Source organism: Ktedonobacter robiniae (genome assembly GCF_016587375.1).
Taxonomy (GTDB): domain Bacteria; phylum Chloroflexota; class Ktedonobacteria; order Ktedonobacterales; family Ktedonobacteraceae; genus Ktedonobacter; species Ktedonobacter robiniae.
This window is the reverse complement of record NZ_BNJG01000001.1, coordinates 56,204-73,166: the sequence shown is the minus strand read 5'-3', so window position 1 is coordinate 73,166 and position 16,963 is coordinate 56,204. Positions and strand designations below refer to the sequence as shown.

Below are 16,963 nucleotides of genomic sequence, written 5' to 3'. Positions count from 1 at the left end.
GCACAGCCACACCCCCACCGCACGCCCTTACTCTTACCCGGTTTCTACTTTGATGAAGAGCGGAAGAGACGGGTGAACCACCTGGAGGGGGTAGATGTCTGCTGCGTACCATTGCCTGAGAGGGAGGCATCGCTTGTATCGCTCAGGTTTTGGCTTTTTTGACCATTCTGCCCGTTATGGCCGTTGGGCTCACTCTCTCTATGAGTCGAGGAGCCGAGCGGTGCGGTTATGATCTGAGCCTCTTCGTCGTCCTCGTCCAGGTCCTCTAATTCCTCATTGTTAATGGGGTACGAATGCGTCGACTTAAGTGACTCCCATGGGCCTGCTAGTATCCCCGCCGTCTCGTCGCTGCGAATTGGCTCATGCGGGTTGGGCAGATCGGCTGGCGGGAGATTCCCCGAGAGGATCGGCTCCTGCGGGATGAGTTGGTCGCGGCGCATGGGCTGCGTCTCCTGTTTCTCCAGGGCCAGGCGCTCGTCGACCTCGAAGAGCAGACGCGTCACTTCTGGGCGCAGGACGCGGTTACGCTCAGGGATGCGCGTCCACTGCGCGAGCGCGGCTGGATAGTAGCCAGCACGGTAGCAGTAGAGGCCCAGCATAGAGCGCGCATCGTAGATGGTCATACGCTGCCAGAGGGCCAACTCCTCAGCTGGAGTTTCGATGACATTCTCGCTGGCCTCGATAACCTCGACGAGATGATAGAGGCGAACGCCCATGATGCGGTAGGGATAGCCATAGTAGAGGGCCAGGCGCCGGCTGCGTGAGCGCTCGGCGGGGTGCTTGCCCACAAAGTAGCACTTGGTCCAGGAGCCGCTCGTCCAGATGGCCAGGGCCAGGATGAGCACCAGGATACGTGCCAGGTAGCGCTCCCAGGTAAAGGTCGATAGGCCCGACATGACACCCAAGGCCGCGAAACAGGCTCCCAGCGCCCATGCGCCATAGACAAGGCGGCGTCGATCCCATCCCAGCAGATCGAAGTGATGATGCAGAGGTGTGGCCAGGAAGGGCAGTGGAAACTCAGTATGTGGCACAAACTCATCCGTATTGGCGAAGCGGAGCGTCGTCAAGGAGCGACGGAAGAAACGTGTAAGCACACGTGATTGAATGAGGGCCGAGAGGCCTTCCAGGACAAATGCTCCACCCAGGAGTAAGAGCAGAAGCTCGTTGCGTGAAAAGATAGCGATAATGGCCATCATGCCGCCCAGGGCCAGGGCGCCGCAGTCACCCATGATGATCTTCGCGCTGCGTTTAGCGGTGCGGTGCCTGGCCGCCCAGGACGAGGGCCAGTTCCAGGGGAGGTAGCCCAGGGTGCTGCCTGCGCAGAGGAGCGCGAGGATTTCAAAGACGATGCCCAACGGATGCCTGGGGTCAATCAGTCCAGTCACGACAATGCCCAGGGCGAGCGAGGCGCTAAAGACCAGGCCACCAGCCAGGCCATCCAGGCCATCGCTAAAGTCGACGGCCACCGAGGTAAAGCTACCGACAAAACCAGTCATCAACACAAGGAAAATGAGCCAGCCATAGAATGCGAACTGTCCAGGATGCACGCGACAGGTCGTATCAGCCGCGCAACCTGGATTAGAGAGAAGGGTATTGAGGATAGGTAAATCTTTGTAAAAGCTATACGATTCTTGTCCGGTTGAGACCAGGAAAAAGTAGAGTACGGCGGCGGTGGCGGAGACCAGGAAGACGCCGCCAAATTTCGCGCGCTCCGAGAGCCCCTCTTTGCTATAGACCTTATTCCAATCATCAAGAAAGCCGATCAGCGCAAAGCCAAATGTAGCGCCCAGGCCGATCAAGAGCATTGTCCATTGATCTTTATTTAGTTGAAAGACATATCCCGCCCAGACGCCAATGCCAACGATAGCCAGGGTAAACGCGGGGCCACCAACCAGGGGCAACTCAATGGTTTTGATTTCGCGTCCCCCGGCGGGCATATCTGGACGATGCGTTCCTGGTTTGTGCTCTCCACTGCGAAATTTGGGGAAGAGCACCATTGCCAAACCGCAGAGGGCCAGGCTCGCAACCGCGCACGCAGCGAATATTATTAATAACCAGAGAATAAAATTCATACGTACTCCAAAACAAAACGATGGCTGAGACGCTCCAGTGTCTCAACGCGCCGCAATGACACGCGTTGCCTCTTTGAATTTATGCAAATACCAATCGTACAACAGGCCAATTTACTGGACATGGCTGCGTAACTCTTCTCTTGCAACCTGTCTATCATCCCAGGGGAGCTTGTCTCTCCCTATGATAATACTTTGCTCGTGTCCCTTGCCTGCGAGCAGTACTGTGTCTCCAGGCTGTGCGCGCGAGAAGGCGGTTGCGATGGCTTTGCGCCTATCTGCAATGCAGAGAAAATCGCTTCCCTCTTGTTTCCCGGCCTGCTCGGCTCCCACGGCAATCTCGCGCAAAATGCTTTCGCGATCTTCGTCGCGTGGGTCTTCATCTGTAATAACGAAGAAGTCACTCATTTGTGCGGCAACACTTCCCATGACGGGGCGCTTCTGCCGATCACGTTCGCCCGCTGAACCAAAGACCACCATGAGCTTTCCTGTGGTGACGGGGCGCAAAATGGCTAGTACTTTTTGGAGACTATCGGCGGTGTGTGCATAGTCGACGATGACGCTAAAGTTTTGTCTCTCATCAATATGTTCCATACGTCCTGGAACGCCTTTGATGGTGGCCAGCGTCTGTGTGATCACATCGAGGGGGATGCCCTGGCTGTACGCGGTCGCGATAGCCGCCAGGCAGTTGCTGACGTTGAAGCGTCCGATCAGGGGGGTCTCGATCTGGCACTCTGCGTCGGGAAGAATGAGCCGGAAGGCTGTACGAGATGCCTGTAGGTGCAGGTCGACGGCGCGTACTGCTGCGTCTGCCTCGATACCATAGTCGAGAATGGGGACGCGGCAATAGGGTTTGAGCACTTCGTAGCTGGAATCGTCTTTGTTGAGGATGGCTACCTTGCGGTATCCCTGCCCTTTGTCTTGCTCTGGATCGAGCATTTCGAAGAGGCGTGCCTTGGCTCTGCGATAGGCATCGAGCGTCTTATGGAAATCCAGGTGCTCATGTGTGATATTGGTGACCACGCCGACATCAAAGGCACAGCCGCGCACACGCTGGAGTTCCAGGCCATGTGAGGTGGATTCAATGACAGCATGGGTGGCCTGCATCTCAACCATTTTGCGCAGAAATTCCTGGATCTCCAGGGCCTCTAGCGTACTCTGACGCGTTGCGTTGGCCCATTCCTGCCCATTGAGCTTGAAGTTCGCCGTGGTCATCATTCCCGTGCGTCGCCCAGCTGCGTCAAAGAGTGTACTAATAATATTCGATGTGGTTGTCTTTCCGTCGGTGCCGGTGACGCCTATGGTGCAGAGCTCGCGCGCGGGAAAGCCATAGAAGGCGCAGGCCAGATCGGCCAACGCTGTGCGGACATCCTCGACCTCAATGTATGGAATAGGTAGGTCGGTTGCTGAAGGAAGTGGCGCACCCAGCGCGACAACGGCCCCGCGTTGCGCGGCATCCGCCACATACCGGCGTCCGTCGGTGTGTACACCGGGGACGGCGATAAAGAGATAGCCGGGCGCGGCCTTCCGTGAGTCGTAGGCCAATCCCAGAATAGTATCTTGCTCAGGGAGCGTGTTTGCGCCGTAAATATGGGTAGGAGGCTGCTCAAGGGCAGCAAGTAAATTTTTCAGTTGCATAAGCCTTGCCAAATCTATAGTAGAGTTGTTTTTATTGTAACAGTCAGGTTAATAGAATATTGTCCGTGTACGATGATAGGGTTGCATCTGCTCAGCGTCTTGCCCTATAAGCCAGAGGCGCTGATCCACCTCCGCTGGGGTCACGTTGTACCCCAGGGTACGCATCCTGCGTTGGATCAACTCACATGCCCAGATGGTCGCGGCCCGAATCTCCACCTCTTCTTCGCTACCAGCGGGAAGGAGTTCCTGGGCATCGACGTGCTGTGCAAGTGAGGCGCTATATTCAAGGATATGGAAATGGCGCAGAACCTGGGGGACTTTGTAGTCCGCAAAGGCGGTGAGCTGCTCAAGGTCTGAGAATGCTCCCCATGACTGGCCATGAAAGGCGCTATAGAGGTCGGAGACACAGATCTGGGCACGCTTCAAGAAGCGTACCTCTCGTCCCCGATACGTAGTGATATCGTTGAAAGAAGGAAAATAACTTGCCAGGAGTTGTGCCAGCCTGGGTGCGCTCCCTTGCGCTTGCTCGATAGCCTGGGAAAAGTTGCCCTGGAAGCGTTGTTGCAGGACCTGGCCAACCTCGTGCGCGTTGTGTAGGCGTTGCTCAAAGAGCGGAATTTGCTGTGAACCACGAAAGATATGCGCAAGCGTTTTGGCATCAAGGGCGCACAGATAGGCGGCATCCCAGAGCGGCAGGCCCTCTTCGACCGCGCGCGTAAGGGCCGCAGCCTCCGCCCAGTAGCCGTTGAGCATCTGGCCTTTGTACTCAATGGTCCAGCGTGGCTGCTGCTTTTCGGCCCAGAAACAAAAGTTGAGCGCGTCAAGGAGCAGCATCCAGTTGACAGTACGCAATCCTCCTTCAAAGAAGTGATGCTCAACGTCCCATGGTACCTCGTCAAGAGCTTGACTCCCTCCAGGAAGCGCGGCGCCTTGTTGCCATTGCGCGCAGAAGTGCTCGATGTGTTCCGGGTTGATTCTGACATGTGTACTCTGGAGAACGACCGCGCGTGTGCTGGTCAATACTCCTAGCTGATCCTGTGCTGGAAGTGTGTAGCGATTATCTCTGTTATGCCAGGTCTCGATGTCCGCCATAAACAACCCTTTCCAGAAGATATGGTTTGATTCTACCGGGATTCGAGGTATCCGTCAATCTTTATGGCTCAAATGGCCGTATGATGCGCCCGCCACTATTGCAGAGTTAAGTGAGTTCATCACTTCAGCGAAGTAAGTCTGGCATGGTTGGGTTGGGCTATGTGGTAAGGGGGGAGAGGAAGCGGGCCCACGCACTTTTTATTGTGCGAAAAGTGACAGAAGACGACATATAGCGTGCCTACCCCCTGGTGGCTACGGTCGTCATCCAGGGGTGGAGCGGGAGAGCGATCAAGGCTACCGTTACGGCGTTCTGACGTAGCCTCGATCCTTCGCGTACTGCCAGAGCGACTTTTGCAGTTGGCGTCGGGCGCGCGAGATGCGACTCATGACCGTGCCAATGGGAATCTGTAGCGACTCGGCAATTTCTTTATAGGACAAGCCCTCGATATCCGCCAGGATGACGGGCATACGAAAGTTGTATGGCAGATCATTGAGCGCTTTATAGACATCCTCATCCAGGTATTGATTTAAGACCTCGTCTTCAACTCCCTGAGATAGCTCCTGCCCATTAATATCGCGAATTTGATTATAGAGATAAAACTCTTCTCCCTCGGGCAGTGAGGCCGGGGTTGGGTGTGTGGCCTGGCGACGATAGCGATTGATGGCCGACGTATTCAGAATACGGAAAAGCCAGGCGCGCAGATTGGTACCTGGGTGATAGGTATGCGCGAAGCGGAACGCCTTCAGCATCGTCTCCTGCACCAGATCCTCGGCCTCCTGGGGATTATTCGTCAGGCGCAATGCCGTACGGTACAGACTATCAAGTTGTGCTACCACGCCCGCCTCAAAATCCTCTGTAACCGCATGTTCTGCCGACGCTACTGGTGCCCCCATATCGTCATCATCGTTTTCTATTTCCGGTTCCGTCTGCTGTTCATCTAACGCTTTCGGATCAAGTTCTGACATTAAGCTCTCCTCTAGTGCGCAAGGTCCCCCCTGTCTCTCTAGAATAGGGGCACCTTCTTGCAAGTACTCTCAGTATATCTCAAGGACGTTTAGAATGAAAAGACCCTGGCGAATTATCTCAAAGTTTTCTCATTTTTCCAGGTCCTTGTCTCGGCTCGTTGTGTGAGTCTTCAAGGGTAAGAGGATGTCTGTGGGAAACGCGGCATTGTCGCGTTTCCCACAGACATCCTCTTACCCTTGAGCGCCGCAGGCGCGAAAGTCGCATTACTCCAATGAGCTAAAGAGCAGGGAATTCCCTAAGGAAGTCATACAGGGAATGAAACTGGCCTCTCTTTATGTTAGAATGAACAGGTACAATGCAATGGCGAGCTAGGAGCAGGAGAATAGTTCTATGGGAGAAAATTTGGATTGCTTAAGCTGTTATGAAATTACAGCTCGTCTTCATCTCTATATTGATCGGGAACTCAATACGCAGGAAATCGAAATTGTGCAACAGCATCTGACGACTTGCCCACATTGCGAATGTCGCTTTCATTTTGACATGAGGGTCAAGCGCCTGGTTCATGACTGTTGTGCTATTGAGCGTGCACCGCAGCATTTACGCGAGAAGGTGATGCGCATTGCTCATGGCGAGCAGGTCGATATTGATCCCGAGCTAGCGAAGAAGATCAAAGCTGATTGGGGGGGCTGTTAAATCGCGAGCGACATCGAGGGATGTTTGCCATGACTCAGTGTATGTGAAGCCCCAGGGCCTGCAAGAGCCAGAGTTTGGCCTGCGCAAGCAGGAGGAGTTCACTCACCGTCAGGAGCAGGACTGGTCCCAGCAAGGGGAGCAACTGGCGGTATATCGTAAAGGTTTCATAGCGTCTTCTCACCAGGAGGATGCCCATCATGTTCAGGCCGCCTACCGCGAGTAGCAGACCCAGTGTGCTTAAAATGGCTATGACGTTGCTAGCAAGCGGTATATGCAAAGCAATGCTGCCAAAGCATAGGAGCAGGACGGGGAGAAAGATGCCAAGCAGTGCGCGCCAGGAGGCCAGGCTGCGTGAGTCATGGTAGTATTTCCAGATCATCTGATTGAGCGTTGGTAGCAAGAACACGGCGATTGCCAATCCTGTCAATAAGCCCGTTCCCAGCCGTAACAGGTTGTTTGGTGTGTAGAGATGGGGAAAATGCAGGTCAAGCGCGAGCGAGTTGCAGCCATCGATGACCAGGGCGAGCACACCTCCACCCAGGAAAAGGCGTAGCCAACGCGAAGGGTACTGTTGCGCTCTCCCTCTGCCACTCAGCACGAGTCCGGCAAAGGAGACGCAGAGTCCTAGATAGATGCCAGTATCGCGCGCACACAGTGGCAGGGCCTCGGTTCCTGCGTAGAGCAGGTGGGTGGGCAGGTGCGCGCATATTCCACTATCTAGCCAGCACAAGCGCTCCAGTAGCGTCTGCCCAGGGATTAGCCAGCAGAGCACGAACAGGCAGAGATAAGGTGTGCTGAAGAGCAGTATACGCCAGAGTATGCCGTGTCTCCTGTTTAGTCCTACCGCCTTGCCCCCCATTCGCGATTGCATGCTATTTCCCCGCTTAGTGTAAGTTCTGTAGGGATGTGGTGCGCGCTCGTAGCCGCAGGCTACGAGCGCGCACCACATCCCTACAGAACATTAACTTTAGCTCAAGCGAAAGTACGAATTGAACAGCGTTAAGAAGTTGAAAAACACAACCACCCCAGCGGCCATCATAAAGATGCCTGTCGCGATCTCAATTTTCCCCAGATGCGGTTTGAGGCGCTTGAGCAGAGCGCTAAGTTGATTCAAGCCCAGCCCCAGCAGCAGGAAGGGAATGCCCAGTCCCAGTGAATAGGCCAGTAAGAGCAGCACGCCTTGCTGAAGCGTCGAGGCGAATGCAGCCATATAGAGAATCGAGGCCAGGATCGGTCCTACACAAGGCGACCAGGCGATGGCGAAAACGATGCCCATGAGGATAGAGACCCAGTAGCTTGGGCGTGATGGAAAGTAATCAATACGCTTCTGATAGTAGAGGAAGGGGATCTTCAGGATCCCGGCCAGGTGCAGGCCAATCACAAAGAGTATAACTCCCCCGATGTGCCGCAAGAGTGTCAACTGGCTGACAAGAAATCTTCCTAGCGTGCTGGCGGTAGCCCCTAGTGCGACAAAGGCAATGGTAAAGCCAATGATAAAGGCGCTGGCATGTAGCATAGTCTTCAATCGCTGTTGCATACCTGCCTGCTCATCCGCCACTTGATAGATGCTCTGCCCTACCAGTTGCCCTAGATAGATGGGGACAAGCGGCAGGACACACGGCGAAAGAAACGAGACTAGCCCCGCCATAAATGCGATGCCGATGCTTAAATTAGAAGGACTCATGACGCTATCGCAACTCTCTTCCAGAGTATAAAAAGATGATACAAGTTATCCAAAGTTATACATAGTATAGAGGGTTGTGTGTCCACGCGCAAATTGTGAGTGCAGATCAGGGCTTCTGTCGCTGACTTTTATGGAGAATCTGTAGCGCCTGCTGCGCGAGTGGGTATGGCTGGGGGGCCTGCGCCAGGCGTGCCAGTTCTTGCAGGACCGCGCAGAAAATTGGATCGGCAGTCGTCGTCAATTGACAGAGGGCGTTAAAGGCGGTTTGGGCTACGTGCGGGTCCTCATCAAGCAGACTTTGAATCAGGCCGGGCACGGCCCAGCGTGCGCCGATGTGCCCACAGACGAAGGCCGCGCAGGCCCGTACGCCGCTATCGCTATCAGTGAGGAGGCGCAGCATCTCATTCTGAGGAGGCATAAAGGTGGTGTGTGGACTCCAGAGCAAGCCCAGGAGTTCGATGGTGCGTTGTCTGACCCAGGCGCCTGGTACATTAAGTAGGAGCAGGATCAAGGGATCATTCGCGATGAACCCACTGATCTCCTGGAGCGCCTGGCGTTTCCCCTGTGTTCGAGCCTGGACCAGGATATAGGATAGCGAGTCTAGTGCCGTGACTTGCACCGCTTCATCGGCATCTTTGAGCGCGTGGAGCAGCCAGCGGACCGTGTTTTCGCGAATAGAGGCGCGTAAGACTCCTCGCAGCATGCGCAGACCTTCGAGCGCTTCCATATGTGCCGGGTGTTCCCTATTGAGGGCAATTGTGCCAAAAACAGCGGCAACGTATTCTCCGCCGCAGGAGGCAAGGGTATAGCAAGCTTGCCGGCGTACCTCGCTCTCTGGAGAGCGTAAGAGAGGCATGATATAAGTATGCAGTGTATGGCGGCGCATCATTCTGCGCATCATGGATGAGTCGGCTATCTCTTCAAGTGTCGTGAGGGCCAGAATCTGCAACGCCGGGCGCTCTGCCTGGAGCAGATCAATAAGTGTTGGAAGCAAGGAGGGGAGTGCGACCTTGCTCAGGGCATGTGAGGCCTGGGTGGCTAGCTCAGGCTCGGTAAGTGGGTCTTCCAGGACATAGAGCAGGCAGGTCGTTAACTGCTCGCGTTGAGCGACCGAGAGATGGACTGGCAGTTCCGTGGCAAGCAAGAAGGCGACGGCCTTACGCACCTCAAAAGGGGCTTCGGGATTGAGCAACTGCAATAAAATATCCAGCCCAATGTACTCCCGGCAATGAAGCAACGTATAGGCCGCGGTCAGGCGGACCGGAAAATCTTCTTCTTCATCCAGGCGGGCATAGAGCCCGCTGATAGTGGCTGGTGCAAGCGTGGTTCGGCCTGCGCGGGTCGCCAGCGTTATGGCCGAGGCATAGCGCACTGTCTTCCAGGGAGAGGCCAGCGCGGCACACAGCAGGTCTTCATAGTTGGTTCCGGGCAGGTGGGTGGTGGCCTCGATGGTACTGATCCAGAGCACTGGTCCCGCTGGCTCACTTAGTGTGGGATGCTTCAAGAGTTCATCCAATCTAAGCTCTGCCTTCTGGCAGAGGTTAGCGAGCAGGCGACTGCAATGCTCATACTGAGGGGGCCACCAGGGCCATGCGGGCACCAGGATTTCCGGTGTGCTGCTCAGGGTTGTTAGCACGAGGGGCAAGGTGGACGGACCACAGCGAGCCAGGCGCCGTGTCGCTTGCACACGCACATGATAATCTGTATTGGGCGCTAGCAAGAGCCTGAGCGCTTCTTCAAGAATATGTGACGAACTGGCAGACCCCGGTACGCTGTCCTGGTCATAAGGGAACGCATGACGCTGTGCATCCGAAGGCATCTGATCGTCTGGTGTGCTTTTTGTAATCATATTGGTGCTATCTGACATCCTCGTGCGAAGGGAGTGGTACTCTGTTTTAGTTATAGCTATTCTCACAAGCTATAGACTTGCACGTAGTATCTTTAGCAGGGCGTCAGGAGCAGATGCGCGCCAAGTTATTGTGCCGCTAGGAGCGATGTGGGGGTCGGAAGAGTTTGTTCCACCAGGGGCGTTGTTCTGCGTGCTCCGATTGGAGTTCTGGTTGTGTCTGGTATGGGTCTTCTATCCCCTTTGAGATGTGTCCTGGTCCGTGCGCGCCTGAGCCACCTTGTCGGTGGTTGGTTGTGGCAAGGGTGTGAAAGGAATGCTCAGGCTTGGCTGCGTCGGCGTGTCCATTGGCTTCAATTGAGGCTGTGGACTGGGTGTATAGCCTAGCTGTTGGGCGCTTGGGCGCTTGGGTGGTTGGATGGAAATATGGGCGCGTGGCGCCTGGATGCGTGGTACAGGGGGCAGGGGGGCCGAGAGCTGTAGTCTACGTAGCGCCTCCGCCAGCAATCCCGCGCTAGAATAGCGCTGTTCGCGGTCAAGAGCGAGGGCTGTGAGGATAATATGTTCCAGCTCGGAGGAGAGAGCCGAGTTATAGGTCCCTGGCGCTGGCGGCGAACCCTTCACGATGGTCTGCGTCAGTTCTGGCATGTTGCGTCCGATGAAGGGACGGTGTCCGGTGACCATTTCGTAGAGGACCACGCCAAGGGCGTAGATGTCGCTGCGGTTATCTAACTGGTGCCCCCAGACCTGTTCTGGCGAGGCGTAGTAGATGCTGCCAACCAGGGTTTTGGTGACGGTAATTTGCTGATGACCAGGCGCGCGTGCCAGGCCAAAATCGGTGACTTTGATTTTGCCCCAGCGATCAAGCATAAGATTCTCTGGTTTGATATCACGATGGATGACGTTACGCTCTTTATAGGCGGCATCAAGCGCATCCGCGATCTGCGCGGCATACTCAGCCGCCAGGTGTTGCGGTAGCACTCCATCCATATGCAGCAGATTGGCCAGCGTTGGCCCCTGGACATACTCCATGGCGAAGTAGAGGAGCTTATGGGCTTCGCCAGCGTCGTAGATGTGAATAATATTGGGGTGATTGAGTCCGGCAATAATTTGAGCCTCGCGAATAAAGCGTGCCATGTATGAGGGGTCACGTGCCAGCGCCTTGGGTAATACTTTGATAGCTACTTCCCGCCCGAGAGCGACCTGTCGCCCCCGGTAGACGACCCCCATGGAGCCTCGCCCAATCTCTTCTTCCAGCAGAAACCCACCCAGGCTCTGACCAGCTAGTTCATTCATGCGCTACAACCCGTTTCTTCGTCGAAGGATAGATAATGCATAATATGTTCTCTATTAGAATAAACGTATGCAAGTTAAAAATGTGGTGGATAGAGAAAAAGGTACTTATCTCTCTGGAAGGAGCGTACCAGCAAAAAAAGCCAGTGTTTTTGCACGCAACAAGGGGTAGGGCACTTCTTACACCTGAGAAGCGCTCTACCCCTTGTTGCGGTATATTGCTTTGAAGTACGACGCTACAAAAGCATATAGACACAGTCGAAGTAATTTCTAGTCGAGGTAATCCTTCAGGATACGGCTCGCCTGTGGGTGACGGAGTTTGCGAATGGCGCGCTCTTCAATCTGGCGGACGCGTTCGCGCGTGACCTTAAGTTTTTTGCCGACTTCCTCCAGGGTATGGTCATGATCATCGATCAAACCAAAGCGAAGCTCAATCACCTGGCGCTCACGTACCGTCAACTGCCCAAGTACCTTGCGGATCTCTTCACGCAGGAGCTGTTGATCGGTGATCTCCATGGGTCCGCGTTCGCGTACATCTTCGATGATGTCTCCCAGGGTATTTTCTTCCTCTTCTGAAAGTGGGGCGTCCAGGGAGAAGACTTTCTCGGCCCAGATCAGGAGTTCACTGACACGCTCAGCGGTCATGCCCAGGCGCTCACCAATAATCTCAGGCGTTGGTTCGCGTCCCAATTCCTGGTAGAGTTGGCGCGTGGTGCGTTTGACACGCATGACTTCTTCCATGATGTAGACAGGAAGACGAACAACGCGTGTGCCCTCCAGGATGGCGCGTGTGATAGCCTGCTTAATCCACCAGGTTGCGTACGTTGAGAAGCGAAACCCCTTACGATAGTCAAATTTGGTGACTGCGCGAATGAGACCAATATTCCCTTCGCCAATAAGATCTTCAAGGGAGAGTCCCTGCCCAACGTACTTTTTGGCGATACTTACTACCAGTCGCAGATTCGCCTCGATCAGGTGGTTCCTGGCTTCCTTTTCGCCATTCTCCGCGCGTTCAGCAAGGCGGGACTCGCTTACGGCCGAGAGCAGAGGAATACGCGAGATTTCGCGCAGGTAGAGGCGGAGACTGTCACTCTGTGCCAGACTGCTCAGCTCTGTTTCCTGGACGGTTTCGCGTTCCGTGTCTGCCGTTTTTTCACGGTCATGATCAGCATCAAACATCACGTTTCGTTCCAAATGTTTGCTCTCTTCTTCCTGCAACATGTACGTAAGATCAGATCAGTATGGCTTATTGTATCATACGTATGGCTTATTGCAAGCGACAAGGGCACATTTTTTGGTAGAGTTTCCTGGCGCTAAGATGTAACTGAGAGGTTGTTTCTATCGTAGAAGATTTTGCACGTCTCTAGGTATAGAGAGGAAATGTTGTACGATGATCTTGCCACAGGGAACGTTCTCTTTTTGAGAAAGCCTGCTTTCTGAACAGGGCGGAGCATACGCCTGGTTCAATAGTCATAGAAAAGGGAGAAAGCTCTGGTATGAGCTTGCCACTCGCACTGGCGCAAGGAACGGTTGTTGGGGGCCATTATGTCGTGGGGCCGCTGATCAATAGCGGTGGTTTTGGGGCCATTTATCGTGGAAGCGATACCAGCGAAAACAACCGGCCCTGCGCTATTAAAGAAACATATGATATCACCCCGATGGCGCGGCGACAGGGGCTAATGGAGGCCAGTGTGCTCTTTACTGTGCGTAGCAAGCACCTGCCCGAGGTATATGACGCCTTCGAGTCCAATGGCCGTTTCTACCTGGTGATGCAGCTTATCGAGGGGAAGAACCTGCTGGAATTGCTGCGAAGTCGCGTCCCCGGCGGTCGCGTGGGGGAGCAGGAGCCACACCAGGCCAGCAACGGCCCCTGTCGCGAGCAAGAGGTTGTAAACTGGCTGCTCCCCATTATGGATGTGTTGCACGAACTGCATAGCCGTAGGCCCGCTATTATTCATCGTGATATTAAGCCTGGCAATATTATTCTGACGCCAGCTCAGGCTACGGTCCTGGTCGATTTCGGCCTGACCAAGCTCTATCATCCAGACGAGGAGACGCAGACGCTGGTGAAGGCGGTGTCGGCCGGCTTTAGCCCACTTGAACAGTATACTGGCAAGACAGGACCCCAATCCGATATCTACTCCATGGCAGCCACGATGTACCTGCTCCTGACCAATCGCTTGCCGCCGCCCGCGATCAATCGCAGCTTTCAGGATCACCTGATCCCTCCCCGCCAGTTGAATCCGGCGCTCTCTCAATCACTAGAGAATGTGCTCCTCAAAGCGCTCGCGGTGCGCGCTGAAGATCGTTTCGCCAATATGGCCGATTTCGCGAGCGCTATTCGTGATCCCCAATTCGCGACCGCGCATTCCGATAAGACACTGGCCGCGCCTGCCTGGCCGGCGGGTTCACAATCATCTCAGCAGCCCTTGAAGCTCCCTGCTCCCCCACAGGTGGCTAAACCACAGCCTGCCCAGGCTGGTCAGCGCGGTTCCCAGCACCAGGTGCAACAACCCCCACGCCAGGGGCAGCCACCACAATGGCCACGTACCCCTCAGCCACAGGGGCGTGCCCCACAGGCTATTCCCCAGGGGCAAAAGATACAGCCACCCCAGGCCGCCTATGCACCGCAAGTCGCCCCCAGTGCCTTTGGCCAGGGATGTCTCTGGGGCATTATTCAGGGCGTGCTCTCGGCGCTCTTGATTCTCTTTTATCCACGCGAAGAGTACTTCTACCTGGCCATCCTGATGGGCTTTATGTTCTATGTCTTTTCCGGCTTTATCACCACCCATCGCGGTGGGCGCTCGTTACGCGGAGCCTGGTCGGGCCTCTGGGCGGGTGTGACTAGCACCATTACCTTCTGGTGCGTCTTGCTTGTAGGCCTGGTCGTACAGTGGGCGCAGCATCTTAGAGGCTCAGTGGCACCCGGAGCGCCCGCGCGCGTCTGGCAGGAAATCTTTCCTGAGTTTCTCAAGCGTCAGACGCAGGCCTCGACCAGTGGTCAGCAGGGGGCCAGTCCCCTTTTACTCTTCGTCGTCGGTGGCCTGATCATCTCCTTTGCCCTGGGCTGGATCGGTGGTATGCTTGGTCGTTCGCAGTTCAAGGCCCGCTGGGCCAGGCTGCACCCCCAGCAACCCTGAGCCGAGAGCCAAGAAGAAAGGGTCATTTTCGCTCAAGAGACGCATGTTTATGGTACTATCAGGAGAGATAGAAACCTGTTAGAGAAGGTGGAGTAATCGTTGACGACAGAAGATAAACATGAGACTGTGACGATAGATTCCGCGAAGCCGGAAGAGACGACGTTGTCTCCTCAGGAGATAGCCGCACAACTGAGCTCCGAATTGAATCTACAGCGTGGCCAGGTTGAGCGCACGCTTGGGCTGTTAGATGAGGGCAATACCATTCCCTTCATTGCCCGTTATCGTAAAGAAGTGACCGGTAGCTTCGACGAGGTGCAGATTCAGACCATTGCCGATAGGGCCGCCTCGCTGCGGGCACTGTATGAGCGCAAGCAGGATGTACGGCGCTTGATTGATGGTCAGGGCAAGCTTACGCCCGAACTGGCTACGGCCATCGAAGAGGCGACCACGCTGCAAGCGGTTGAGGACCTCTATCTCCCCTATCGGCAAAAGCGCAAAACGCGTGCGAGCGTGGCACGCGAGAAGGGCCTGGCGCCGCTGGCGGAGATTATTTTGCAGCAGCCTGAGATCTCAGGTGATGTGGAGGCGATCCTCGAAGAGCATGCCGCGCCTTTCCTGAATGCCGAAAAAGGTGTGGATACAAGCCTTGAAGCCTTCGCGGGCGCAGCCGATATCGTTGCCGAGATGATCGCTGAAGATGCCTCCGTCCGTGGTGATGTGCGCGCCGCGTATTTCAAGCAGTCCTCGCTCAAAGCCAAAGCGCTCGACGAGGAAGAGCTGAAGGCCAAGGACCCCCAGGGCGTCTACCAGCTCTACTACGATTTTAATGAGGATGTCACCAAACTGGTGCCTCACCGCGTGCTAGCCTTGAATCGTGCAGAGCGGGAGGGAATCTTGCGTGTGGGCGTGAACCTGGCATATGAGCAGGCGAAAGGCGAGATTACCCGCCACTATCCCGCCAGAGCCACCTCGCCCTTTCAGCGAACCCTGGAAGAGGCGATGGAGGATGGCTACAAACGCTTGCTCGCGCCGGCTATGGAGCGCGAGGTACGTGTAGAATTGACCAAGAAGGCGGAGGAGCACGCCATTCATATCTTCGCCGCCAATCTGCGCAATCTCCTGCTCCAGCCACCCCTGCGCGGCAAGATGGTGTTAGGCCTCGATCCTGGCTATCGCACCGGCTGTAAGGTGACGCTTGTCGATGAAACGGGCAAATACCTTCTCTCAGATACGGTCTACCTGCACCAGGAAGAGAAAGCCAAACGCGTCCTGCATGACATGCTTGTTAAGCACCAGGTGAAAGTCGTGGCCATCGGGAATGGTACCGCCTCGCGTGAGACCGAGCAACTGGTCGCGAGCGTGATTGGCACGATTGAGGAGGAGCGAGGGCAGCATGGCGAGATTGGGTATGTACTCGTTAACGAGGCCGGTGCCTCGGTCTACTCAGCCTCTGAAGCGGCTCGCGAGGAGTTCCCCACCCTCGACGCGACCCAGCGCGGTACTATCTCTATTGCGCGTCGCCTGCAAGACCCCCTGGCTGAGCTGGTCAAGATCGATCCCAAGGCGGTGGGTGTCGGCCTCTACCAGCATGACGTCGATCAGAAAGAACTGGCTGAGATGCTGGATCGCGTGGTCGTCTCATGCGTAAACTTCGCGGGCGTCGAGGTCAATTCTGCCTCCTCTGCTCTGCTCAAGCACGTCTCGGGCATCAATACCCGTGTCGCCAACGCCATCGTTAAGCATCGCGAGGCTCATGGGCCCTTCAAGTCGCGTGACGAGTTGAAGAAGGTCTCAGGCCTGGGACCCGCGACCTTCGTCCAGGCGGCAGGCTTCCTCAAGATTGGGAATGCTGTCGATAGCCTGGATAATACCTTTATCCATCCTGAGAGTTACGAAGCGGCGCGTGCGCTACTGAATATGCTTCCAGGCGATCAGAAGCAGAAACCAAGCGAGCGCATCGCCCAGTTCAAGCAATTGATCAAGTTGCAGCACTCCTTTGGGCGTAGCAGCCGTGGACGCGGCGAGGCAAGTGACGAAACCGAGGCCTGGAAGAACATCGCCAAACAGATCGGGGTGGGTATGCCTACGCTGCATGACATCCTGGAAAACCTGGAGAAGCCAGGTCTTGACCCTCGTGATGCTCTGCCCGCGCCGATCCTGCGCCATGATGTGTTAAAGATGGAGGATTTGCAACCAGGCATGATCCTTCAGGGAACGGTGCGCAACGTCGTCGACTTTGGCGCCTTCGTCGACATTGGCGTTAAGCAGGATGGCCTGGTGCATATCTCCGAGCTAGCTGAGCGCTTCGTCAAGGATCCGCTGACTGTGGTAGCAGTGGGCCAGGTCGTCTCTGTGCGCGTACTCAGTATTGACCTCAAGCGCAATCGCGTCCAGCTTAGCATGCGCAACGCTAAACAATAGTGCCTTCTCGTGCAACGAACTTTCAGAGGAAGGGGGTGTGCATGGAAAAGCGAGCAATGCTCGCTTTTCCATGCACACCCCCTTCGCCCTTTGAGCGACGCAGACGCGAATGCCCCGTTG

Annotated in this window: 12 protein-coding genes; 3 read left to right on the top strand and 9 right to left on the bottom strand. The window is 55.5% G+C overall.

Annotated features, from left to right (window positions below):
• Nucleotides 1–44: 44 nt before the first annotated feature.
• From JMJ04_RS00310 to JMJ04_RS00295, 4 genes are all read right to left on the bottom strand, one after another.
• Nucleotides 45–2,072 carry an MraY family glycosyltransferase gene (locus JMJ04_RS00310; protein WP_201368583.1) on the bottom strand — a complete coding sequence of 676 codons (2,028 nt, stop codon included), beginning with the start codon at nt 2,070–2,072 and terminating at the stop codon, nt 45–47.
• Between the two features lie 111 nt (nt 2,073–2,183).
• Nucleotides 2,184–3,707 carry a UDP-N-acetylmuramoyl-L-alanyl-D-glutamate--2,6-diaminopimelate ligase gene (locus JMJ04_RS00305; protein WP_201368582.1) on the bottom strand — a complete coding sequence of 508 codons (1,524 nt, stop codon included), beginning with the start codon at nt 3,705–3,707 and terminating at the stop codon, nt 2,184–2,186.
• 48 nt (nt 3,708–3,755) lie between these two features.
• Entirely contained in the window at nt 3,756–4,799 is a 1,044-nt protein-coding gene (locus JMJ04_RS00300) for a queuosine 5'-phosphate N-glycosylase/hydrolase (RefSeq protein ID WP_201368581.1), read from the bottom strand.
• 300 nt (nt 4,800–5,099) lie between these two features.
• Entirely contained in the window at nt 5,100–5,765 is a 666-nt protein-coding gene (locus tag JMJ04_RS00295) for a sigma-70 family RNA polymerase sigma factor (RefSeq protein ID WP_201368580.1), read from the bottom strand.
• 391 nt (nt 5,766–6,156) lie between these two features.
• Between JMJ04_RS00295 and rsrA the strand changes: the two genes are divergently transcribed.
• Nucleotides 6,157–6,459 (top strand): mycothiol system anti-sigma-R factor, encoded by a 303-nt coding sequence (gene rsrA / locus JMJ04_RS00290; RefSeq protein ID WP_201368579.1) that lies wholly within the window; start codon nt 6,157–6,159, stop codon nt 6,457–6,459.
• A gap of 34 nt (nt 6,460–6,493) precedes the next feature.
• On the opposite strand, the gene JMJ04_RS00285 is transcribed toward rsrA, so the two are convergent.
• The 5 genes from JMJ04_RS00285 to JMJ04_RS00265 form a co-directional block, all read right to left on the bottom strand.
• Nucleotides 6,494–7,330: a DUF2085 domain-containing protein gene (locus JMJ04_RS00285; RefSeq protein WP_201368578.1), complete on the bottom strand. Its 837-nt coding sequence runs from the start codon at nt 7,328–7,330 to the stop codon at nt 6,494–6,496.
• A 96-nt stretch (nt 7,331–7,426) separates the two neighbouring features.
• On the bottom strand, nt 7,427–8,143 hold the full coding sequence (locus JMJ04_RS00280; protein ID WP_201368577.1) for a cytochrome c biogenesis CcdA family protein: 717 nt from the start codon (nt 8,141–8,143) through the stop codon (nt 7,427–7,429).
• Nucleotides 8,144–8,249: 106 nt separating this feature from the next.
• Nucleotides 8,250–9,992, bottom strand: coding sequence for a HEAT repeat domain-containing protein (locus JMJ04_RS00275; protein WP_201368576.1), 1,743 nt, complete (start codon nt 9,990–9,992; stop codon nt 8,250–8,252).
• Nucleotides 9,993–10,223: 231 nt separating this feature from the next.
• Nucleotides 10,224–11,285, bottom strand: coding sequence for a serine/threonine-protein kinase (locus tag JMJ04_RS00270; RefSeq protein ID WP_201368575.1), 1,062 nt, complete (start codon nt 11,283–11,285; stop codon nt 10,224–10,226).
• Nucleotides 11,286–11,552: 267 nt separating this feature from the next.
• The gene (locus JMJ04_RS00265; RefSeq protein WP_157506736.1) at nt 11,553–12,476 is read right to left on the bottom strand and encodes a sigma-70 family RNA polymerase sigma factor; all 924 of its coding nucleotides are present in this window, start codon (nt 12,474–12,476) and stop codon (nt 11,553–11,555) included.
• Nucleotides 12,477–12,778: 302 nt separating this feature from the next.
• Between JMJ04_RS00265 and JMJ04_RS00260 the strand changes: the two genes are divergently transcribed.
• A complete protein-coding gene (locus tag JMJ04_RS00260) occupies nt 12,779–14,422 on the top strand; it encodes a protein kinase domain-containing protein (RefSeq protein WP_201368574.1) in 1,644 nt (547 codons plus the stop codon).
• 99 nt (nt 14,423–14,521) lie between these two features.
• Nucleotides 14,522–16,843, top strand: coding sequence for a Tex family protein (locus JMJ04_RS00255; protein ID WP_201368573.1), 2,322 nt, complete (start codon nt 14,522–14,524; stop codon nt 16,841–16,843).
• Nucleotides 16,844–16,963 lie beyond the last annotated feature (120 nt).